Annotated in this window: 19 protein-coding genes; 11 read left to right on the top strand and 8 right to left on the bottom strand. The window is 71.1% G+C overall.

Annotated elements, in window-relative coordinates; all coding sequences use genetic code 11:
- Nucleotides 1-68: 68 nt before the first annotated feature.
- Entirely contained in the window at nt 69-1,586 is a 1,518-nt protein-coding gene (locus tag FNH04_RS19710) for a sugar ABC transporter ATP-binding protein (RefSeq protein WP_152786035.1), read from the bottom strand.
- A gap of 308 nt (nt 1,587-1,894) precedes the next feature.
- Here FNH04_RS19710 and rhaI point away from each other — a divergent pair, with 308 nt between their 5' ends.
- The 6 genes from rhaI (at nt 1,895) to FNH04_RS19675 (ending at nt 9,985) form a co-directional block, all read left to right on the top strand.
- The gene (gene rhaI / locus FNH04_RS19705; RefSeq protein ID WP_322723320.1) at nt 1,895-3,055 is read left to right on the top strand and encodes an L-rhamnose isomerase; all 1,161 of its coding nucleotides are present in this window, start codon (nt 1,895-1,897) and stop codon (nt 3,053-3,055) included.
- A gap of 321 nt (nt 3,056-3,376) precedes the next feature.
- Nucleotides 3,377-5,416 (top strand): bifunctional aldolase/short-chain dehydrogenase, encoded by a 2,040-nt coding sequence (locus FNH04_RS19695; RefSeq protein ID WP_152786032.1) that lies wholly within the window; start codon nt 3,377-3,379, stop codon nt 5,414-5,416.
- 32 nt (nt 5,417-5,448) lie between these two features.
- On the top strand, nt 5,449-6,900 hold the full coding sequence (locus tag FNH04_RS19690) for a rhamnulokinase (RefSeq protein ID WP_322723321.1): 1,452 nt from the start codon (nt 5,449-5,451) through the stop codon (nt 6,898-6,900).
- A gap of 174 nt (nt 6,901-7,074) precedes the next feature.
- Entirely contained in the window at nt 7,075-7,830 is a 756-nt protein-coding gene (locus FNH04_RS19685; protein ID WP_152786030.1) for a (Fe-S)-binding protein, read from the top strand.
- Nucleotides 7,827-9,314, top strand: a complete 1,488-nt coding sequence (locus tag FNH04_RS19680) for a LutB/LldF family L-lactate oxidation iron-sulfur protein (protein ID WP_152786028.1) — start codon at nt 7,827-7,829, stop codon at nt 9,312-9,314. Before FNH04_RS19685 ends, FNH04_RS19680 begins: the two co-directional genes overlap by 4 nt.
- Entirely contained in the window at nt 9,311-9,985 is a 675-nt protein-coding gene (locus FNH04_RS19675) for a LutC/YkgG family protein (protein WP_322723319.1), read from the top strand. The genes FNH04_RS19680 and FNH04_RS19675 overlap by 4 nt, the downstream gene beginning before the upstream one ends.
- On the opposite strand, the gene FNH04_RS19670 is transcribed toward FNH04_RS19675, so the two are convergent.
- Nucleotides 9,982-10,896, bottom strand: a complete 915-nt coding sequence (locus FNH04_RS19670; RefSeq protein WP_152786026.1) for a hypothetical protein — start codon at nt 10,894-10,896, stop codon at nt 9,982-9,984. The two genes, FNH04_RS19675 and FNH04_RS19670, sit on opposite strands and share 4 nt — an antisense overlap.
- A 106-nt stretch (nt 10,897-11,002) precedes the next feature.
- On the bottom strand, nt 11,003-11,215 hold the full coding sequence (locus tag FNH04_RS19665; protein ID WP_152786024.1) for an SAM-dependent methyltransferase: 213 nt from the start codon (nt 11,213-11,215) through the stop codon (nt 11,003-11,005).
- A gap of 165 nt (nt 11,216-11,380) precedes the next feature.
- Between FNH04_RS19665 and FNH04_RS19660 the strand changes: the two genes are divergently transcribed.
- Nucleotides 11,381-12,175, top strand: coding sequence for an SAM-dependent methyltransferase (locus FNH04_RS19660; RefSeq protein ID WP_152786022.1), 795 nt, complete (start codon nt 11,381-11,383; stop codon nt 12,173-12,175).
- Nucleotides 12,176-12,224: 49 nt separating this feature from the next.
- Here FNH04_RS19660 and FNH04_RS19655 read toward each other — a convergent pair whose 3' ends face one another.
- Nucleotides 12,225-12,911, bottom strand: a complete 687-nt coding sequence (locus tag FNH04_RS19655; RefSeq protein ID WP_152786020.1) for a UdgX family uracil-DNA binding protein — start codon at nt 12,909-12,911, stop codon at nt 12,225-12,227.
- 135 nt (nt 12,912-13,046) lie between these two features.
- Between FNH04_RS19655 and FNH04_RS19650 the strand changes: the two genes are divergently transcribed.
- Entirely contained in the window at nt 13,047-13,415 is a 369-nt protein-coding gene (locus FNH04_RS19650; protein ID WP_152786018.1) for an ANTAR domain-containing protein, read from the top strand.
- Between the two features lie 213 nt (nt 13,416-13,628).
- On the opposite strand, the gene FNH04_RS19645 is transcribed toward FNH04_RS19650, so the two are convergent.
- Entirely contained in the window at nt 13,629-14,462 is an 834-nt protein-coding gene (locus FNH04_RS19645) for an RNA polymerase sigma factor SigF (protein WP_152786016.1), read from the bottom strand.
- Between the two features lie 313 nt (nt 14,463-14,775).
- Here FNH04_RS19645 and FNH04_RS46605 point away from each other — a divergent pair, with 313 nt between their 5' ends.
- Nucleotides 14,776-14,940, top strand: a complete 165-nt coding sequence (locus tag FNH04_RS46605; protein WP_194236742.1) for a hypothetical protein — start codon at nt 14,776-14,778, stop codon at nt 14,938-14,940.
- Nucleotides 14,941-15,119: 179 nt separating this feature from the next.
- Here the strand turns inward: FNH04_RS46605 and FNH04_RS19640 are convergent, their stop codons facing one another.
- A complete protein-coding gene (locus FNH04_RS19640) occupies nt 15,120-15,485 on the bottom strand; it encodes a cupin domain-containing protein (protein WP_152786014.1) in 366 nt (121 codons plus the stop codon).
- A 480-nt stretch (nt 15,486-15,965) separates the two neighbouring features.
- On the opposite strand from FNH04_RS19640, the gene FNH04_RS19635 reads away from it, so the two are divergent.
- Nucleotides 15,966-17,042, top strand: a complete 1,077-nt coding sequence (locus FNH04_RS19635) for a maleylacetate reductase (protein WP_322723318.1) — start codon at nt 15,966-15,968, stop codon at nt 17,040-17,042.
- Nucleotides 17,043-17,200: 158 nt separating this feature from the next.
- Here the strand turns inward: FNH04_RS19635 and FNH04_RS19630 are convergent, their stop codons facing one another.
- Nucleotides 17,201-18,478, bottom strand: coding sequence for an acetyl-CoA C-acetyltransferase (locus FNH04_RS19630; protein ID WP_152786012.1), 1,278 nt, complete (start codon nt 18,476-18,478; stop codon nt 17,201-17,203).
- A gap of 256 nt (nt 18,479-18,734) precedes the next feature.
- Nucleotides 18,735-19,628 carry a LysR family transcriptional regulator gene (locus FNH04_RS19625; RefSeq protein ID WP_322723317.1) on the bottom strand — a complete coding sequence of 298 codons (894 nt, stop codon included), beginning with the start codon at nt 19,626-19,628 and terminating at the stop codon, nt 18,735-18,737.
- A 146-nt stretch (nt 19,629-19,774) separates the two neighbouring features.
- Between FNH04_RS19625 and FNH04_RS19620 the strand changes: the two genes are divergently transcribed.
- Complete coding sequence (locus FNH04_RS19620) at nt 19,775-20,716, top strand: CoA transferase subunit A (protein WP_265580058.1); 942 nt, start codon at nt 19,775-19,777, stop codon at nt 20,714-20,716.
- The last annotated feature ends 2 nt before the right edge of the window (nt 20,717-20,718 follow it).

Here is a 20,718-nt window from a genome sequence, read left to right as displayed (position 1 = left end):
CGGTCACCGTCATGCGGCGGCCCTCCCCGTGACGGTGGGCGTCATAAAGGCAGCCCTTTCGGTGGCTGTCATGCGGCGGCCCTCCCCGTGGCTGCGGCCATCACGGATTCCTCGGTGGCTTCGGAGCGGGGGATCTCGGCGGTGAGACGGCCCTCGTGCATCACCAGCACGCGGTCGGCCATACCGAGGATCTCGGGCAGGTCGGAGGAGATCATCAGGACGGCGACGCCGTCGGCGGCCAGTTCGCTGAGCAGCCGGTGCACCTCGGCCTTCGTGCCCACGTCGATACCGCGGGTGGGCTCGTCGACGATCAGCACCTTGGGGCCGGTGGCCAGCCACTTGGCGAGGACGACCTTCTGCTGGTTGCCGCCGGAGAGCGTGGACACGGCGTCCGCGATCCGCGCGTACTTGACCTGGAGCTTGACCGCCCAGTCGAGGGAGCGGCTGCGTTCGGCGCCGCGGTCCATCAGTCCGGCCCTCACCGTCGTACGCAGTCCGGTGAGGCCGATGTTGCGCTCGATGGACATGTCCATCACCAGGCCCTGGGCACGCCGGTCCTCGGGGACGAGGGCGAGCCCGGCGGCCATGGCGGTGGAGGGGGCGCCGTTCGTCAGCGCCCTGCCCTCGACCTCGACCTCGCCCGCGTCCCAGCGGTCGACGCCGAAGACGGCGCGGGCGACTTCCGTACGCCCGGCGCCGACGAGCCCCGCTAGGCCCACGATCTCGCCGTGCCGTACGTCGAAGGAGACGTCGGTGAAGACGCCCTCGCGGGTCAGCCGGCGCACGCTGAGCGCCACCCCGCCCGCCTCGACCTCCTGCTTGGGGTACAGCTCGTCGAGGTCGCGCCCGACCATACGGCGCACGAGGTCGTCCTCGGTCATGCCGTCCAGCGGTTCGCTGGAGATCCAGGCACCGTCGCGCAGGGTCGTGACGCGCTGGCAGATCCGGAAGATCTCCTCCAGGCGGTGCGAGATGAACAGCACCGCGGCGCCCTGTTCGCGCAGCGTGCGGACGACGCCGAAGAGACGCGCGACCTCGCTGCCGGTGAGGGCGGCGGTCGGTTCGTCCATGATGAGGACGCGGGCGTCGAAGGAGAGGGCCTTGGCGATCTCCACGATCTGCTGGTCCGCGATGGACAGGCCGCGTGCGGGGCGGTCGGGGTCGAGCTCGACGCCGAGCCGCCGCATCAGGGCCAGGGTGGCGGCGTGGGTGGCCTTGTGGTCGATACGGCCGAGGGCGCGCCTGGGCTGGCGGCCCATGTAGATGTTCTCGGCGATCGACAGGTCCGGGAAGAGCGTGGGCTCCTGGTAGATCACGGCGATGCCCGCGTCACGGGCGTCGGCCGGGCCGTGGAAGACGGTCGGTTCGCCGTCCAGGAGCACCTGGCCGGCATCCGGACGGTGCACCCCGGCGAGCGTCTTGATGAGGGTCGACTTGCCCGCGCCGTTCTCACCGGCGAGGGCGTGCACCTCACCGGGGAACAGTTCCAGGGACACGTCCCGCAGGGCGCGTACGGCACCGAAGGACTTGGAGACGTCCCTGAGCGCCAGCACCGGGGCCGGTCCCGTGTCGGACGGGTGGGTCATTGGGGGCTCCTCGACGACGCCGGCGGGTCGGCCCTCACGGCGTCGTGAAAGGTTTCAACTGGATGGCCGGGACGTTAGGCACCATCCGCAGGTTGCGTCAATGGGTTCGGATCGAAATTCTTTCGACAACCCGTCGATAGGAAGTGGTCACGCCCAGGTCACGACGGATGGGCGACGCCAGGGGGGTTGACAGCAGTCCAGAGGGCTCCTAGCTTCACCTCTTGAATCGTTTCAGGCAGAGTTCTTTCCAAGTGCTGCCACGATGGATGCCACCTGTTGTCCGGACCCGATGCCCCAGGAGCCCTCAAGTGACCGAGCTCGCCGCGGTGAAGGCCGCGCTCAAGACCCAGGCCATCGAGACGCCGTCGTGGGCGTACGGGAACTCGGGGACGCGCTTCAAGGTGTTCGCCCAGCAGGGCGTGCCCCGCACACCGCAGGAGAAGCTGGACGACGCGGCCCAGGTGCACGCCTTCACGGGTGTCGCGCCGACCGTGGCGCTGCACATCCCCTGGGACAAGGTCGAGGACTACGCGGCACTGGCCAAGTACGCCGGTGAGCGGGGCGTGAAGCTGGGCACGATCAACTCCAACACCTTCCAGGACGACGACTACAAGCTCGGCAGCATCTGCCATCCGGACGCCGCCGTGCGGCGCAAGGCGGTCGATCATCTGCTGGAGTGCGTCGACATCATGGACGCCACGGGGTCCGGGGATCTGAAGCTGTGGTTCGCCGACGGGACGAACTATCCCGGTCAGGACGATGTGCGGGCGCGCCAGGACCGGCTCGCCGAGGGGCTCGCCGAGGTGTACGAGCGGCTCGGGGACGGGCAGCGGATGCTGCTGGAGTACAAGTTCTTCGAGCCCGCCTTCTACACGACGGACGTCCCGGACTGGGGCACGGCGTACGCCCACTGCCTCAAGCTCGGGCCCAAGGCGCAGGTCGTCGTCGACACGGGGCACCACGCTCCGGGCACGAACATCGAGTTCATCGTGGCGACGCTGCTGCGGGAGGGGAAGCTCGGCGGGTTCGACTTCAACTCGCGGTTCTACGCCGATGACGACCTGATGGTGGGAGCGGCCGATCCGTTCCAGCTGTTCCGGATCATGTACGAGGTGGTGCGCGGGGGCGGGTTCACGCCCGAGGTCGCGTTCATGCTCGACCAGTGCCACAACATCGAGGCGAAGATCCCGGCGATCATCCGGTCGGTGATGAACGTGCAGGAGGCCACGGCGAAGGCGCTGCTGGTGGACCGGGAGGCGTTGGGCTCCGCCCAGAGGGGTGGGGACGTGCTCGGTGCGAACGCGGTGCTCATGGACGCGTACAACACGGATGTGCGGCCGCTGCTTCGTGAGGTGCGGGAGGAGATGGGGCTGGACCCCGACCCGATTGCGGCGTACGGCGCGTCCGGGTGGGCCTCGAAGATCGTTGAGGAGCGGGTCGGTGGGGAGCAGGCGGGTTGGGGCGCGTAAGCCGCTGCGTTGCGTCCGCCGGGTGAGACCGGTTGCAGGGTGCGGGTCGTGTGTGGCTGGTCGCGCAGTTCCCCGCGCCCCTTCGTCGGCCGGGCGCCTTCGTCGGCCGGCGGTCGCGCCCGTGTTGCCGAGCCGCTGCGTCTCGTCCGCCCGGTGAAGCCCGGTCGCAGGCTGCAGGCCGTATGTGGCTGGTCGCGCAGTTCCCCGCGCCCCTTCGTCGGCCGGCGGTCGCGTCCACGCGGCGGAGCCGCACATCGACACAGCCCCGCGCCCCTCAGGGGGCGCCCCACGTACTCACACATCAAGAAGGACTGAACAGATATGGCAACCCACCCCGAAGCCGCCGCCCTCCTCGCCCGTTCCCATCGGCTCGGTGCCGATCCCCGGAACACCAACTACGCCGGTGGTAACACCTCCGCCAAGGGCACCGACACCGACCCCGTGACCGGGGGTGATGTCGAGCTGATGTGGGTCAAGGGGTCGGGTGGTGACCTCGGGACGCTCACCGGGGCCGGACTGGCCGTGTTGCGGCTCGACCGGTTGCGGGCGCTCACCGAGGTGTACCCGGGTGTGGAGCGCGAGGACGAGATGGTCGCCGCGTTCGACTACTGCCTGCACGGGAAGGGCGGTGCCGCTCCCTCCATCGACACCGCCATGCACGGGCTCGTGGACGCGGCCCATGTCGATCACCTGCATCCCGACTCGGGTATCGCGCTCGCCTGCGCGGCCGACGGGGAGAAGCTGACCGCCGAGTGCTTCGGGGACAGCGTGGTGTGGGTGCCGTGGCGGCGGCCCGGGTTCCAGCTCGGGCTCGACATCGCCGCGGTGAAGGCCGACAACCCCCAGGCCATCGGCTGCGTCCTCGGTGGGCACGGGATCACGGCATGGGGTGACACCGCCGAGGAGTGCGAGCGGAACTCCCTGCACATCATCCGGACCGCCGAGGCCTTTCTCGCCGAGCGGGGCAGGTCCGAGCCCTTCGGGCCCGTCGTCGAGGGGTACGAGGCGCTGCCCGAGGCGGAGCGGCGGGAGCGGGCGGCCGCGCTGGCGCCGTACGTCCGGGCGATCGCCTCCCAGGACAAGCCGCAGGTGGGGCACTTCAACGACGCCGAAGTGGTGCTGGACTTCGTGGCCCGCGCCGAGCATCCGCGGCTCGCGGCCCTCGGTACCTCCTGCCCCGACCACTTCCTGCGGACCAAGGTGCGGCCCCTCGTCCTCGACCTGCCGCCCACCGCCCCGCTCGACGAGGCCCTCGCCCGGCTCAGGGAACTGCACGCCGAGTACCGCGAGGAGTACGCCGCCTACTACCAGCGGCACGCCGAGCCCGACTCCCCCGCGATGCGCGGTGCCGACCCGGCGATCGTGCTGATCCCGGGCGTGGGCATGTTCTCCTTCGGCAAGGACAAGCAGACCGCCCGTGTGGCCGGTGAGTTCTACGTCAACGCGATCAACGTGATGCGCGGGGCCGAGGCGGTGTCGACGTACGCGCCGATCGAGGAGTCGGAGAAGTTCCGTATCGAGTACTGGGCGCTGGAGGAGGCCAAGCTCCAGCGGATGCCGAGGCCCAAGCCGCTCGCGACGCGCATCGCGCTGGTGACGGGTGCCGGCAGCGGGATCGGGAAGGCCATCGCCCATCGGCTGGTGGGCGAGGGGGCGTGTGTCGTCGTCGCCGATCTGAACGGTGAGAACGCGGCCGCGGTCGCCGAGGAGCTGGGCGGTCCGGACAAGGCTGTCGCCGTGACCGTGGACGTGACGGACGAGGAGCAGATCGCGGCGGCCTTCAAGGCGGCGGCGCTGGCCTTCGGCGGTGTCGATCTCGTCGTCAACAACGCCGGTGTCTCCATCTCCAAGCCGCTGCTGGAGACGACGGCGAAGGACTGGGATCTCCAGCACGACATCATGGCGCGCGGCTCCTTCCTCGTCTCGCGCGAGGCGGCCCGGGTGATGATCCAGCAGGGGCTGGGCGGTGACATCGTCTACATCGCCTCGAAGAACGCCGTCTTCGCCGGCCCGAACAACATCGCGTACTCCGCCACCAAGGCCGACCAGGCCCACCAGGTGCGGCTGCTGGCCGCCGAGCTGGGCGAGCACGGCATACGCGTCAACGGGGTCAACCCGGACGGGGTCGTGCGGGGGTCCGGGATCTTCGCCGGCGGCTGGGGTGCCCAGCGGGCGGCGGTGTACGGGGTGGAGGAGGAGAAGCTGGGCGAGTTCTACGCCCAGCGGACCATCCTCAAGCGGGAGGTGCTGCCGGAGCATGTCGCGAACGCCGTGTTCGCGCTGACCGGTGGCGACCTGACGCACACCACCGGGCTGCACGTCCCGGTCGACGCCGGCGTCGCCGCCGCGTTCCTCCGGTGACGGCGGTGACGGCGGTGACGACGGTGACGGCCGTGAAGTCGTACGCCGCGGTCGACCTCGGCGCGTCCAGCGGGCGCGTCATGGTCGGCCGGGTGGGGCCCGACTCCCTGGAGCTGACCGAGGCCCACCGGTTCCCGAACCGGCCGGTGCGCGTGCCGGAGGGGCTGCACTGGGACATCCTCGCGCTGTACGGGGGCGTCCTCGACGGGCTGCGGGCGGCGGGCGCCCAGTGCGGTGGACGGCTCGACTCCGTCGGCATCGACAGCTGGGCCGTGGACTACGGTCTGCTGGACGCGGACGGCGCCCTCCTCGGCAACCCGGTGCACTACCGGGACAGCCGCACCGAGGGCGTCGCGGAGAAGGTGTGGGCCACCGTGCCGGCGGCGGATCTGTACGCGGCGACCGGGCTCCAGTACGCGCCCTTCAACACGCTGTACCAGCTGGCGGCAGCTCGGTCCACGTCGCAGCTGACGTACGCCAAGCGGCTGTTGCTCATCCCCGACCTGCTGACGTACTGGTTGACGGGCGAGCCCGGCACCGAGCTCACCAACGCCTCGACCACCCAGCTGATCGACCCGCGTACCCGTGACTGGGCGTACGACGTGGCGGCGCGTCTCGGTATCGACCTGGAGCTGTTCGCGCCACTGCGGCGGCCGGGGGATCCGGCGGGGGTACTCCAGCAGCGGGTGCTGGAGGAGACGGGGCTGACCGGCCCGGTCCCGGTGACGACGGTCGGCTCGCACGACACCGCGTCGGCCGTGGCCGCGGTGCCCGCCGACGGTGAGCGCTTCGCGTACATCTGCACCGGCACCTGGTCCCTGGCGGGCCTGGAGCTGGACGCGCCCGTGCTCACGGAGGAGAGCCGGGCGGCCAACTTCACCAACGAGCTGGGCCTGGACGGCACGGTCCGCTATCTGCGGAACATCATGGGGCTGTGGCTGCTCCAGGAGTGCGTGCGGGAGTGGGGCGAGCCGGATCTGGGTGAGCTGTTGCGCGCGGCGGCCGAGGTGCCGGCGCTGCGGTCGGTCGTGGACGCGGGTGACTCCGCGTTCCTCGCGCCCGGCCGGATGCCCGAGCGCATCGCCGCCGCCTGCCGGGAGTCCGGGCAGCCCGTGCCCTCCTCCCCCGCCGAGATCACACGGTGCATCCTCGACTCGCTCGCCCTCGCCCATCGCCGTGCGGTCGTCGAGGCCCAGGAGCTCGCAGGCCACCCGGTCGACGTGGTCCACGTGGTCGGCGGCGGCACCCGCAACACCCTGCTCTGCCAGCTCACCGCCGACGCCTGCGGGCTCCCGGTGGTCGCGGGCCCCGCGGAGGCCGCCGCGCTCGGCAACGTCCTCGTCCAGGCCCGGGCCCAGGGACTGGTCGGCGACCGTGCGGCGATGCGGCGCCTCCTGGCCCGTACCCAGCCGCTGGAGCGGTACGAGCCGCAGGGCGACGCGGAGGCGTGGCGCGCGGCGGCGGCCCGGCTCACCACCCGGTGAGCCGGAACCCATGACCGGGGCCCCGTCCACCGAGCCCGAATCCGGTGGGCCGGGCCCCTCCCAACGCGCTGTGTACCGGCCGGTGGGAGCACCTCGTCACGCTGCCCTCTCCCCATCGGCGGGGCCCGCGTCGTAACCTGCATCCATCCGATGATCGACCTCCGAGGAGCTGCGATGCGTGTCGCCCTGTTCCTGACTTGTGTCAACGACACGCTCTATCCGGACACGGGCCGGGCCGTGGTGAAACTGCTGACCAGGCTGGGCGTCGACGTCGACTTCCCGATGGGTCAGACCTGCTGCGGGCAGGCGCACTACAACACCGGGTACCGGCATGAGGCGGAGCCGCTGGCACGGAAGTTCTCCGATGTCTTCCGGGAGTACGAGGCGATCGTCACGCCGTCCGGGTCGTGCGGCGCGATGGTGCGGGAGCTGTATCCGCGGATGGGTGAGCGGGCGCGCGCGGAGGGGCGCGGGGACACGCTCGCGCGCACCCTGGCACCGGTGGTGCCGAAGACGTACGAGCTCACCGAGTTCCTGGTGGACGTGCTCGGGGTGACGGACGTGGGCGCGTTCTACCCGCACACGGTGACGTACCACCCGACCTGCCACGGACTGCGCGGTCTGGGCCTGGGCGACCGTCCGCGCCGGCTCCTCGAGGCGGTCAAGGGGCTGGAGCTGCGCGAACTGCCCGGCGCCGACGAGTGCTGCGGCTTCGGCGGGACCTTCGCGCTGAAGAACTCCGATGTCTCGGCGGCCATGGGCAAGGACAAGGTGCGCAACGCCGAGTCGACGGGCGCCGAGGTGCTGTGCGCGGCCGACAACTCCTGTCTGATGCACCTCGGCGGCACGATGGCCCGGCTGCGGACCGGGATGCGTCCCGTCCACATCGCCGAGATCCTGGCGAGCACGGAAGAGGAGCCCCTGGGATGAGCGGGACGTTCGTCGGTATGCCGGCGTTTCCGAAGGCGGCCCGCGAGGCCGTGCACGACACAACCCTGCGCGGCAATCTGCGCCACGCGACCCACACCATCCGCGCCAAGCGCGCCAAGGCGGTGGCCGAGGTCTCCGACTGGGCGGCGCTGCGCGAGGCGGGCAAGCGGATCAAGGACCACACGCTCCGCCATCTCGACCGCTATCTGGTGCAGTTGGAGGAGGCGGTCACGGCGGCCGGCGGTACGGTCCACTGGGCGGCCGACGCCGACGAGGCCAACCGGATCGTGGCGGACCTGGTGAAGGCGACGGGCGAGAGCGAGGTCGTCAAGGTCAAGTCGATGGCCACCCAGGAGATCGGCCTCAACGAAGCCCTGGAAGCGGAGGGCATCCACGCGTACGAGACCGATCTCGCCGAGCTCATCGTGCAGTTGGGCAAGGACCGGCCGTCCCACATCCTCGTCCCGGCGATCCACCGCAACCGCGGCGAGATCCGCGACATCTTCGCCCGCGAGATGGGTGAGTGGGGGCGCCCCGCCCCGGAGGGCCTGACCGACACACCCGCCGAACTCGCGGAGGCCGCCCGCCTGCACCTGCGGGAGAAGTTCCTGCGCGCGAAGGTCGGGATCTCCGGCGCCAACTTCATGGTCGCCGAGACCGGCACGCTGGTGGTCGTCGAGTCCGAGGGCAACGGCCGGATGTGCCTCACCCTCCCCGAGACCCTGATCTCGGTCGTCGGCATCGAGAAGATCGTGCCCACCTGGCAGGACCTGGAGGTGTTCCTCCAGACACTGCCCCGCTCCTCGACGGCCGAGCGCATGAACCCGTACACGTCGATGTGGACGGGCCCGACGGACTCCGAGACGGCGGACGGCCCTCAGGACTTCCACCTGGTCCTCCTCGACAACGGGCGCACCGACACCCTCGCCGACGAGGTCGGACGCCAGGCGCTGCGCTGCATCCGCTGTTCGGCGTGTCTCAACGTCTGCCCGGTGTACGAGCGGGCGGGCGGCCACGCGTACGGCTCGGTCTACCCGGGCCCGATCGGCGCCATCCTCAGCCCCCAGCTCCGGGGCACGGCCAGCGAGATCGACGCCTCCCTCCCGTACGCCTCGTCGCTGTGCGGTGCCTGCTACGAGGTGTGCCCGGTCGCCATCGACATCCCCGAGGTGCTGGTGCACCTGCGCGAGCGGGTCGTCCAGGGCGGCCAGGTCACCGAGCGGGGCAACAAGGTGGTGCTCAAGCCCGCGAAGGGGCACGCCGCCGAGCGGGCCGCGATGCGTGCGGCCCGCTGGGCGTTCAGCCGCCCCGGTGCCCTGCGCACCGGCCAGCGGCTCGCCTCGCGTACCCGCCGCTTCCACCCGCGCACCCTGCCGGGTCCGGGCAGGGCGTGGAGCGGGAGCCGCGAGCTCCCGGCGGTACCGGCGGAACCGTTCCGCGACTGGTGGCAGCGTACGAACGGCGGAAAGGGCGAGGGCAAGTGAGCAGCAGGGACGCGATCCTGGGCCGCGTACGGCGCGCGCTCGCGGACGTACGACAGGACGGCACTCCCCCAGTACCTGAAGGGCCTGGGAGGGACTCCTGGTACGACCAGGTGGTTCGGCGCGACTATCTGCGCGAGCACGGCGACCGGAGCGTCGGGCAGACGGTGGATCTGCTGGCCGAGAACCTGGCCGACTACCGGGCGATCGTGCACCGCTGTACGGACGACGAGCTGTCCGACACGCTCATGCGGCTCCTGGCCGAGCGGGGCTCTGGGACCGTGCTCGTTCCGCCGGGGCTGCCGCCGTACTGGCTCAAGGCGGTGGACGCGACCCGTGTCCACGACCGGGCCCGGAGCACCCCGCACGAACTGGACCGGGTCGACAGCGTGGTGACGGGCTGCGCGGTCGCGGTCGCCGAGACCGGCACCATCGTGCTGGACGGCTCCCCCGACCAGGGCCGCCGCCGCATCACGCTCGTGCCCGACCACCACATCTGTGTCGTACGCGTCCCGGACCAGGTGGTCTCCTCGGTGCCCCGGGCCCTCGAACGCCTCGACCCCTCCCGCCCGTTGACGTGGATCTCCGGACCGTCGGCGACCAGCGACATCGAGCTGGACCGGGTCGAGGGGGTGCACGGCCCGCGCACCCTGGAGGTGGTGCTGGTCGGCTAGGGCTTGTCCTTCCTCGGTGCGGTCGCACGGCCCAGCAGCCCGTACGCCCAGCGCTCGTTGAAGCCCGCGACGAAGCCCACGGCGCACCAGAAGCCCCAGAAGTCGGTGCCGTCGCCGGGGCGGCCGCCCGGCGAGCAGAGGCGGGCGGGCGTCGCGGGTGTCTCGATGAACGTGACGAAGTCGGCGCCGAGCAGGAAGTACACCGCGAGTGCCAGGATCCAGCCGACGAAGACGCGGTAGACGCCCTCGTGGCGCATGGTGCGGTACAGCTCGCCCGGCGCGACCACCCCGTCGTGCCCGTTGACCTTGCGGCGGGTCAGCTCGTCACCGCTGTTGCGCAGCCTCACCAGAACGCTGAGCACGGCTCCGAACGCGCCGACGCCACCGCAGACGAAGGCGCCCAGAAGGCTCCAGCGGTCGGTGCAGCCGAGCGTGGCGCCCGTCAGCTGTTCGAGCAGCCGGGCGCCCCACAGCAGCGGCAGGCAGAGCAGCACCACGCTGACCGCCGCGCCGACGCCCAGCCCCACGTTGAGCCCACGGCTCACGGCCACGGCCCGGTCCTGGCCGAGCCGCGCCCGGATGCCGGTGATCTCCTCGTCGAGGTACTCGCCCACGTGCCGGCTGGGCGGCGAGTCCCCGAGCCGCGGGTCCCGCAGCACGGAGCGGAGCACACATCTCAGGGTGCGCCGCAGTGCTCTGCTGGTGCTCGGTTCGAACGCGCGCTGCGAGGCGCTGTGGAGCACCTGCAGCCGCAGCAACTGCTCGGGAAACGCGTCACCGAGCTGTGTGTAGGCGGTGTCGTATCCCTGCGGTACGAGGTCCCTCAGACTCTCGGCCCGCTGTTCCGCACCGCTCTCGTCGGTCTCACTCCTGTGCCACCGGGTCCGGCGGCCTCCCCCGTTGTCCCCCATGCAGAACGTGTACCGGCGCCGCCCGCGACCGGGAAGCCGCTCCACGGCACCAGTACGGTCACCGACGTCACGGAGGCGTCACTTCAGCCCGCCCCGCGGAAGCCCTCTACGGCTTCCTCGCCACGCCGCAAAAGTGCGTCACGTCCACGATCCCGCCGTCCTCGGACGGGTCCGGGCGCCGGCGCGAGCAGCTGACGACACCGGGCTCGACCAGGTCCGCACCCTCGAAAAGGATCCGTGCCGGGTGCGACACGTCGGTGCGGAGCCCGGACGTCCCCGTCGCGGTGCCCTCGTCCTCGGCTGAGGCCTGATCTGCCATACCGCCGGCCTCCTGAGTTGGTGTCGATCAGTGGGGGTGCCCAAGCCGGCCTCGGGTGACGACGATGGCGACTGTCACACCTCAAGATCATTAAAGGTCCGTCGGCGTAACCTCATGTGGGATTAGGTTGGTTGCTGTTCACGAAAGCCAACTCGGGGAGTTTCCATGCGCCATGACCGCCCGGTGATCAACAGCAGCGTGCCGCACTCGGCGCGGATCTGGAACTACTGGCTCGGCGGCAAGGACTGCTACGAGATCGACCGCCAGGTCGGCGACCAGATCCGCGAGGTGAACCCGGAGATCGTCGACATAGCCCGTGCCCAGCGGGCCTTCCTGCGCCGTACGGTCACGCACCTGGCCACCGAGGTCGGCTTACGCCAGTTCCTGGACGTCGGCACCGGTCTGCCGACGCTGGACAACACGCATCAGGTCGCCCAGCGGATCGCACCGGACGCGCGGATCGTGTACGTGGACCACGACCCGATCGTGCTGGCGCACGCCACGGCGCTGCTGGGCAGCACTCCCGAGGGGGCCACCGCGTACGTGGAGGCCGATCTGCGCGATCCGGACGTCATCCTGCGGAGCGCCGCCCGGACCCTGGACTTCGAGCGGCCGGTCGCGCTGATGCTGCTGGGGATCGCGGCACACCTCCCCGACGGGATCGCCTACGAGGCCGTCGGACATCTGCTGGACGCCCTGCCGTCCGGGAGTCACCTCGTGTTCTGCGACAGCACGGAGGTGTACCGGCCGGAGGCCATGCGCGCGATGGTCGAGCGCTGGAACGAGGCGAGCGACAATCCGCGCGTCAACCGCGGCCCCGACCGGCTGAACCGCTTCTTCGACGGTCTCGAACTGCTGGAGCCGGGACTGCTCTCCGTCGCCCAGTGGCGCCCGGAACCGGCCGACGCCCATCTGCCCACCGAGGTGGACAGCTTCGGCGGGGTGGCGCGCAAGCCGTAGGGCCGGCCCGCCGGAGGAACGGGCCGTCCACACCTCCTGATACGGCCGCTCAGGCCCCCGGCCCGCGCTCGCTCTCGGCCAGGGCCTTGGCGGCCACCCCGAGGTCGGCCACCAGGCCGGCGTACGCGGCCTCACGGTCCTCCTTGTCGGCGCGCAGGATCGCCGAGGGGTGCAGCGTCGCCACGAGATACGGCCCGTCGTCCTCCCCCGGCATCCGGAGCAGGGCACCACGGTCCTTCGTGACCCGGAACGAGCTGCCCATCAGGGCCTTGCCCGCGGTCGCGCCCAGGGCCACCACGACATCGGGACGCAGCAGACGCAGCTCGGCCTCCAGCCAGGGGCGGCAGGCGGACATCTCGCGCAGGTCCGGCGCCTTGTGGATACGGCGCTTGCCGCCGGATGCCACGGTGAACTTGAAGTGCTTGACCGCGTTCGTCACATACGCCTCGTCCCGGTCGACGCCGGCCTCCTCCAGGGCCCTGTCGAGCAGGCGCCCGGCCGGCCCGACGAAGGGCTCGCCCCGCTTGTCCTCCTGGTCCCCGGGCTGCTCCCCCACCAGCACGATCCGAGCGGACTCGGAGCCCTCACCGAACACTGTCCGGGTGGCGCTCTCGTGCAGGGGGCAGCCCCGGCACCGCGCGGCGGCGCGCCGGTACGCGTCGAGACCACCGTCCCGCGGCAGGTAGGGCCCGGCGTCGTAGACCTGGCCGTCCTTCGTGGCCTTCGAGGGACACATGAGCCGTCACCTCCGGCGTCCGGGTACCCCCACTCATCCCACTCGAAAGCCACCTGGCCGTTCTCCGAGATGCGAAGGGACGCCGGTCGCAGTGCCATGGAGACAGGACACGGCCCGCGGCGAAGGGGAGGGACGATGCCCTCACAGACTCATCCGGAAGGCAGCGGCCTCCCGGAGGCGGCGGCCGACGCCACCGAGCGGATCTTCGAGCTGGAGGAAGAGGTCCACCAGCTCAAGGAGGCCGTCACCTCGCACGCCGTCGTGGACCAGGCCATCGGCATGGTGGTCGCCATGGCGCGGGTCACGCCCGACCAGGGGTGGGCGGTCCTGCGCGAGGTCTCGCAGCACACCAACATCAAGCTGCGCAATGTGGCGGAGATGATCGTCATCTGGGGCCGCAACGGGGAGCTGCCCGACGACATCCGGGCCGAGCTGGAGGACACCCTCGACCGCTACGGCCCGACCCAGTTCCCGGACGTGCCACCGGTTCCCCCCGTCAGCTAGGTTTCCGGACCCTCCAGGAGGCGTCGGAGTCGCCCGGGCGACTCCGACGCGTTTCATGTGAGGGATCCTGGTTAGTCCGGAGCGTGGAGGCACTCTGTGGGCGAACCCGGCGAACCCGTCCCGGGAGGGTTCGACAGTGAGCTCGCCGCCCGGCCGCCCGGCCGAGTCGTCTCGAACCGGGCGGCCGGATCGAGAGGCCCGGGCCCACAGGCCTCAGACGGCTCCTACGGGGCTGGCGGGCTCATCGGCGGAGTCCTCGGGCTCGGTGAGCATCTCCTCACGCAGCCGGGCACAGCAGCCGCTGATCAGCCGGGAGACGTGCATCTGGGAGATGCCGAGCTGCTGAGCGATGCGGCTCTGGGTCATACCGCGGAAGAACCGCAGGTAGAGGATGGTGCGCTCACGCTCGGGGAGCGCTCGCAGACAGGGTTTGACGGACTCGCGGTCGACGACGAGGTCGAATCCGGTATCCGGTCCGCCGAGGGCGTCCCCCAGCGAGAAACCGTCGTCGCTGCCCTGGAGCTCGGCGTCCAGCGACAGCGTGCTGAAGCACTCCAGGGCCTCCATGCCGATATACACGTCGGCCTCGCTGAGATGGGCGTACTCGGCGATCTCGGCGACGGTGGGGGTGCGTCCGGAGACCTCCTGCGAGAGGTCCTTCGTGGCCGAGCGCACCCGGTTGCGGAGGTCCTGGACACGGCGCGGCACATGAAGGACCCACATGTGGTCACGGAAATGGCGCTTGATCTCACCGGTGATGGTCGGAACGGCGTAGCTCTCGAAGGCGTTGCCGCGCACCGGGTCGTAGCGGTCGACGGCCTTGACCAGGCCGAGCGCCGCCACCTGGCACAGGTCCTCCAGGGACTCGCCGCGCCCCCGGAAACGTACGGCGATCCGCTCGGCCATGGGCAGCCACGCCTGGACGATCTCGTCGCGCAACCCCTGGCGCTCCGGTCCGTCGGGGAGCGAGCGGAACCTGTCGAAGGACTCGGCCGTGTCGGGCGCGTCGTCGTGTGGATGCTGCTTCGTTCTGACGGTGATGCGCATATGGGTCGCATCTCCCTCCACGAGTGACCGGGCAGTCACCATGGGAGCGCGCGCACTCGAACCGCACGAGAGACACCCGGGGCCTGGCACAGCAGCTCCCACGGACGTGCCTCCTGTCCGAAGCACTAAACGCCCAATCCCCACTTTTCGGACCAATCAAACAATCAGTGCATATTGCTTTGCCAGCTCGATGACCTCGCCGCCCCCTCGCACCACCGTGGTGACACCCGGCAAGCGCCCGGCTCTCCTGTGCCGCCTTCCCGCGGCAGGTGGGCGGACTGCTGCCGGCGCTCGTGATCGCACTGCCGGCCCTGTGGTCGGCCCCAGCGGCAGATTGCTCGCCGTCGTCCTGGCCTCGCTCTACCCGGCCGTTCCGACCGTTCTCGGCCTCACCCTGCTGGGCGAACGGGCCACCCGCGGCCAGGCGGTCGGCCTGGTGGGCGCTGCCGCGGCGATCGTCCTGCTGACGCTGGGCTGACCGGCCGGGACGATCGGGTGATTTCGTAAGGGAACGGGTCTGACAGATCTGACAGATCACGCGGGCGGACCCGGCGGAGGCGCTCGCGCACCGCGGGACCGGGTCCCGCCCTCGTTCGGCGTCGTTCGGCTCGTACGTGCCGGGGCGTGGCTGCGGGGGGGCGGCTCTCGGACGGCTCGCTAGCCCTCCGGCGACTTGGCGTACTCCTGCGCCATGCCGCCCGCGAAGTCGTAGACCACGACCTGTTCGTCACCCACGACCCAGGCGTCGTGCCCGGGCGTCACGACGAAGGCCTCGCCGGGCCCGATCTCGGCCTCTTCACCGTCGTCCATGCGGACGCGCATGTGCCCTTCGACGACGTAGCCGTTGTGGCGGATCTGGCAGCTCTTGGTGCCCGCGATCGGGGCCACGGACTCGGACCAGCGCCAGCCCGGCTCGAAGGTGCCCACGGCGAAGTCGAGTCCGGTCAGGTGCACGGCCTCCAGGTGCCCGCGCGGGAAGTCGCGCCGCTCGTCGGGCTTGTCGACCATCTTTGCCTCAATCATGTCGGCTCCCTCCATTCCGGTCCCGTTCCATCGATTTCCATCGTCCGCCTGTCAAGCGGGGGCTGCCATTGGAGGGACCGGGGCCAGTAGTGAGCGACGAACTCGGCGCCTGCGGACGGGAGTTCACCGCCCGCTCGAAAACGGCGTGGACGACGGGCAGGTCGCCGATGTCCGACGGGCCGGCGGTCGCGGCCCGGACGGCCAGCCCCCTCAGGCGGCGGCACCCAATGCGTGAGATCTACGACCGTGTGAGGAAGCACCCGTATGATCGCCCGTTCTAGCGTAGGGGTAGGAACCTCTGCCGCTCGACCGGGCCGAGAGCGAGCGGGGGAGCATGCTCACCCGCCTGGAGCCGGTCACCGCCGACCGGCACTCCCCGCGGCGGCCGGGGCCCGGGCGCGTCCACCGTGCCGGGGTCCCGGAGCACTTCCCTCCAGCTCCGTCCCCGTCCTCCTTCCGCCCCGTACCAGGAACGAACCAGTGAGCCTAACTTTCGAGAACGTCACACTCGGCCAGCGCGTCCTCTTCGGGTACGGCCGCGCGGCCCGGAACCTCAGCGCGGAGGTGGACCGCCTGCGCGCCCGCCGCGTCATGGTGATCGCCTCGTCGGCCGGGGCCGCGATCGCCGACCGCGTCACCGCGGACCTTCCCGTGGTGCTCCGGCACGGCGATGTACGCCCCCACGTACCCGTGGAGCGGGCCGAGGCCGCCCGCGCCGCGGCCGCCGAGTGCGGCGCCGACCTCCTCGTCTGTGTGGGCGGCGGTTCCGCGACCGGACTGGCCAAGGCGGTGGCGCTCACCACGCGGCTGCCGATCGTCGCCGTCCCCACGACGTACGCCGGCTCCGAGGCGACCAACGTCTGGGGGCTCACCGACGCCTCCCGCAAGACCACCGGGGTGGACGACGCCGTCCTCCCGGTCACCGTGGTGTACGACTCCGAGCTCACCCTGTCACTGCCGGTCGATCTGTCGGTGGCCACGGGGCTCAACGCCGTCGCGCACTGCGTCGACTCCATGTGGGCCCCGCGCACCAACCCCGTCAACCAGGCCTTCGCGATGGAGGGCCTGCGCGCCGTCGCCGACGGACTGCGGCGCGTCGTCCGCGGGCCCGACGACATCGACGGGCGGGACGCCACGCTGTACGGCTGCTACCTGGCCGGGGTCGCCTTCGCCTCCGCGGGCTCCGGACTCCACCACAAGATCTGCCATGTGCTGGGCGGGGCGTACGACCTGCCGCACGCCCAGACCCATGCCACCGTGCTCCCCTACGTGCTGGAGCTCAACGCGCCGGGCGCGCCGGGCGCGGCGCGACGGATCGCCGACGCTCTGGGAGGTGCCGCCCCGGTGGCCGGTCTGAACGCGCTCCGCGAGGAACTCGGCGCCCCGCGCGCGCTGGCCGACCACGGCCTGCGGCGCGAGGACGTCCCCGAGGCTGCCCGACTGGTCATGCCCTACGTGCCGGCGGACAACCCCGTACCGGTGGGTGTCGAGGAAATCACCGGCCTGCTCACGCGTGCCTGGGCCGGCGAGCCCGCCCGCGACGGGGGCCCGGCCTGACACGGGCACGGACAGGAGGACCGGAAGGCGGCCCGCATGAGCGACGCAGGTTTGGCGACCACGCAGTCCCCGGACCGGCGACGGCACCCGGCACCCGGTACGCGCAGGGCTTCTTCGGCTGAGGTGCCGACAGAGTTCCGCCGACGGGGTCGTACGGGTCAGGCGACGCCGGGCACCCGCTCGAACACCGCTGCCAGACCCTGCCCGCCACCGATGCACATCGTCTCCAGCGCGTAGCGGCCCTGTCTGCGGTGCAACTCGTGGGCCAGCGTGGCGAGGACGCGCGCCCCGGTGGCGCCGACGGGATGGCCCAGCGAGATACCGGAACCGTTGACGTTGATGCGCTCCTCATGATCGGTGCCGGTCAGGCCGAGCACGCGGGTGCAGGCCAGGACCTGGGCCGCGAAGGCCTCGTTGATCTCGATGAGGTCGAGGTCGGCGAGGGTGAGGCCGGCCTTGCCCAGCGCGGCCTCGGTCGCGGGGACTGGGCCGAGGCCCATGGTCGCCGCGGGGACGCCGGCGCGGGCGAACGAGACCAGCCGGAGCGCCGGGACGAGTCCGAGCCGGTGGGCGGTTTCGGCCGTGGTGACCAGGCACGCGGCGGCCGCGTCGTTCTGACCGCTGGCGTTTCCCGCGGTGACCGTCGCCTCCGGGTCGGACGCGGCCATCATGGGCCGCAGTGCGGCGAGTTGCCCGGCCGTGGTGTCGGGGCGGGGGTGCTCGTCGGTGTCCACGACCGACTCGCCCAGGGGGGTCCCCCCTGCCCGAGCGGCGCCGGGAGCCCCTGAGAGGGTGCGGACGGTGACGGGGACGATCTCGTCCTTGAACAGCCCCTCGTCGATGGCCTTCGCCACCCGCTGCTGGGAGCGCAGGGCGAGCGCGTCCTGGTCGGCCCTGCTGATCCCGAACTCGCGGCGCAGGTTCTCCGCGGTCTCGATCATGCCACCGGGCACGGGGTGTCTGTCGCCGCCCGCGGTGACGCGCCCGCGCGCGAGGGCGTCGTGCAACCGCAGTCCGGCGGAGCCCTTGATGCCCCAGCGGCCCTCGTGTGTGTAGAGGGGGGCGGCGCTCATCACGTCGACGCCGCCCGCGATGACCACCTCGCTGAAGCCGCTGCGGATCTGCATCGCGGCGTCGAGTACCGCCTGCAGTCCGGACCCGCAGCGGCGGTCGACCTGGACGCCGGTCACCGTCTGCGGGAGGCCCGCGTCGAGCGCCGCCGCCCTGCCGATGGCCGGGGCCTCGGCGCTGGGGTAACTGTGGCCGAGGATCACCTCGTCCACCTGTTCGGTGCGGATGCCGCTGCGGTGGACGACCTCGGCGATGACGAGAGCGGCCAGCTGTGCGGGGCGCCGGCCCGCGAGGGCACCGCCGAATCTGCCGATCGGGGTGCGCAACGGGTGGCAGACGACGATGTCCGACTGCGACGCGGGCATGGGGACCTCCTGGTGCACGGAACACTCGTGGGGCGGCTTCCCTCCGAGCCTGGCATCGCGCTATTGAGCGGGTCCAATACTCAATTCGTGGGTCTGTCATACGTAGGGCGTCTCAATGCGGAATGGCGTCCCGCTGCGGATGGCGTCTCCCTGGTCTCCCTGCGGATGGCGTCTCCCTGCGGGTGGCGTCTCCCCGCGCGACCTTCCGGTGCGCGGCCGGTTCGTCACCCTCGCCGCCGACCGCACCGCACGCCCCTCACTCCGGCGACGGCAGCACCTCCTCCGACACCGCCAGCACACTCCGCAGCGCCGCCGACGGATTGTCCCTCCGCCAGGCCAACGCCGTCCGCAGCACCACCGGTTCGCCCTCCAGCCTGCGATAGACCAGGTCGGGCTGCTGGATGTGCATGACGGAGGACAGCGTGAGAGTGACACCCACCCCCGTCGCCACCATCGCCAGAATCGTGTACGAGTCCGGCGCCTCCTGCACGACCCGCGGATAGTGCCCAGCGCCCTCGCACGCCTCCACCATGGCGTCCCGCAGGCTGGAGCCCGCGTTCGCGGGGAAGCTGACGAAGGGCTCCCCCGCCAGATCCGTCACGTCGATCCGTTCCCGCCCCGCGAGCCGATGGTCCGAGGGCAGGGCACAGACGAGCTCCTCCTCGTAGATGACACGGGTGTCGACGAGCGGCTGGGTCACCGGCAGCCGTACGAAACCGAGGTCGAGCGTGCCTTCCACGACCTGGTCGAGGGCACGGTTGCTGTACGTCTGACCGTGCATCACCAGCTCGATACCGGGGTGAGCGGCACGCACGGCCCGGACGAGCCGTGGAATGGCGGAGTGACTGGACGCTCCGGCGAACCCCACGCTCACCCGCCCGAACTCCCCCCGCCCGGCCGACTTCGCCACCCGTACGGCGACGTCGAGGTCTTCGAGCACCTTGCGCACCGGGCCCAGGAACGACTCCCCCGCACTGGTGAGCCGTACGGAACGGGTGCTGCGCTCGAAGAGCTGGACGCCCAGTTCCTTCTCCAGCTGGCGGATCTGCTGGCTGAGCGGCGGCTGGGCCATGTGCAGCCGTCTGGCCGCCCGGCCGAAGTGCAGTTCCTCGGCGACCGCGACGAACGCGGAGAGATGACGCAGCTCCACAGCGACCCGGCTCCTCACACTCATTTCACTGGCGTCTCAAAGTAACTCCAATTCGGTATTGGACTCAATCAATCGCCGCTGCCAGCGTAGGAAGCACACCGGCCGTCCGAGCATGTCCGAGCATGCTCCACGCATGAGGAGCCGTCATGGGCGCCCAGACCGCCATCACCGACAAGACCATGTCCTTGCGGGACGCGATCGCCCGCTACGTCCACGACGGCGACACCGTCTGTATCGAGGGCTTCACCCACCTCATCCCCACCGCCGCCGGACACGAGATCATCCGCCAGGGCCGCCGCGACCTCACCGTCGTCCGGATGACCGCCGACATCGTGGTCGACCAGATGCTCGCGGCGGACTGCGTCACTACGCTGGTGTCGTCCTTCGTGGGCAACTCCTCGGCCGGTTCGCTCGGCGAGCTGCGCCGCCGCGTCGAGGAGGGCAGGCTGACCTTCGAGGAGTACAGCCACTACGGCATGGTCTGCCGCTATCTCGCCGGGGCCCAGCGGCTGCCCTTCCACCCGCTGCGCTCCTACGGCGGCAGCGACCTGCCCCGCGTCAACGGCGCGCTGCGCAAGGTGACATCGCCGTATCCGGGGCCGGACGGCAAGCAGGAACAGGTGTACGTCGTCCCTCCCGTCCATCCGGACGTCACGATCGTGCACGCCCAGCGGGCGGACCGGTCCGGCAACACCCAGATATGGGGGCTGACCGGCGTCCAGGCCGAGGCGGTGTACGCGGCCCGCACGGCGGTCGTGGTCGTCGAGGAGATCGTCGACGCGTCGGTCGTACGCTCCGACCCGAACCGGACGCTCGTTCCCTCCCACGCCGTGGACGCGGTCGTCGTCTGTCCGCGCGGCGCCCATCCGTCGTTCGCACAGGGCTACTACGACCGTGACGGCGCCTTCTACCGCGACTGGGCGCACATCAGCAAGGATCCGCGGCGCCTGGCCGCGTGGCTCGACGAGTGGGTGTACGGCACCGAGGACCACGCCGCGTACGTGGCGAAGCTCGGCGAGGCCCACTGGCGACGCCTCGCGGTGGACGAGGCGCTGAGCCTCCCCGTGGACTACGGCCGGCGCCTCTGAGC

Origin of the sequence: Streptomyces phyllanthi (assembly GCF_009377205.1) — a bacterium.
Classification (GTDB): domain Bacteria; phylum Actinomycetota; class Actinomycetes; order Streptomycetales; family Streptomycetaceae; genus Streptomyces; species Streptomyces phyllanthi.
The sequence above is the reverse complement of the archived record's forward strand: the minus strand, read 5'-3'. Positions and strand labels throughout refer to the sequence as shown.

Bases quoted from the DNA above. Each gene is read 5' to 3' on its own strand.
- FNH04_RS19710 (WP_152786035.1), bottom strand. From the start codon at position 1,586: ATGACCCACCCGTCCGACACGGGACCGGCCCCGGTGCTGGCGCTCAGG.
- FNH04_RS19695 (WP_152786032.1), top strand. From the start codon at position 3,377: ATGGCAACCCACCCCGAAGCCGCCGCCCTCCTCGCCCGTTCCCATCGG.
- FNH04_RS19685 (WP_152786030.1), top strand. From the start codon at position 7,075: ATGCGTGTCGCCCTGTTCCTGACTTGTGTCAACGACACGCTCTATCCG.
- FNH04_RS19680 (WP_152786028.1), top strand. From the start codon at position 7,827: ATGAGCGGGACGTTCGTCGGTATGCCGGCGTTTCCGAAGGCGGCCCGC.
- FNH04_RS19670 (WP_152786026.1), bottom strand. From the start codon at position 10,896: ATGGGGGACAACGGGGGAGGCCGCCGGACCCGGTGGCACAGGAGTGAG.
- FNH04_RS19665 (WP_152786024.1), bottom strand. From the start codon at position 11,215: ATGGCAGATCAGGCCTCAGCCGAGGACGAGGGCACCGCGACGGGGACG.
- FNH04_RS19660 (WP_152786022.1), top strand. From the start codon at position 11,381: ATGCGCCATGACCGCCCGGTGATCAACAGCAGCGTGCCGCACTCGGCG.
- FNH04_RS19655 (WP_152786020.1), bottom strand. From the start codon at position 12,911: ATGTGTCCCTCGAAGGCCACGAAGGACGGCCAGGTCTACGACGCCGGG.
- FNH04_RS19650 (WP_152786018.1), top strand. From the start codon at position 13,047: ATGCCCTCACAGACTCATCCGGAAGGCAGCGGCCTCCCGGAGGCGGCG.
- FNH04_RS19645 (WP_152786016.1), bottom strand. From the start codon at position 14,462: ATGCGCATCACCGTCAGAACGAAGCAGCATCCACACGACGACGCGCCC.
- FNH04_RS19640 (WP_152786014.1), bottom strand. From the start codon at position 15,485: ATGATTGAGGCAAAGATGGTCGACAAGCCCGACGAGCGGCGCGACTTC.
- FNH04_RS19630 (WP_152786012.1), bottom strand. From the start codon at position 18,478: ATGCCCGCGTCGCAGTCGGACATCGTCGTCTGCCACCCGTTGCGCACC.
- FNH04_RS19620 (WP_265580058.1), top strand. From the start codon at position 19,775: ATGGGCGCCCAGACCGCCATCACCGACAAGACCATGTCCTTGCGGGAC.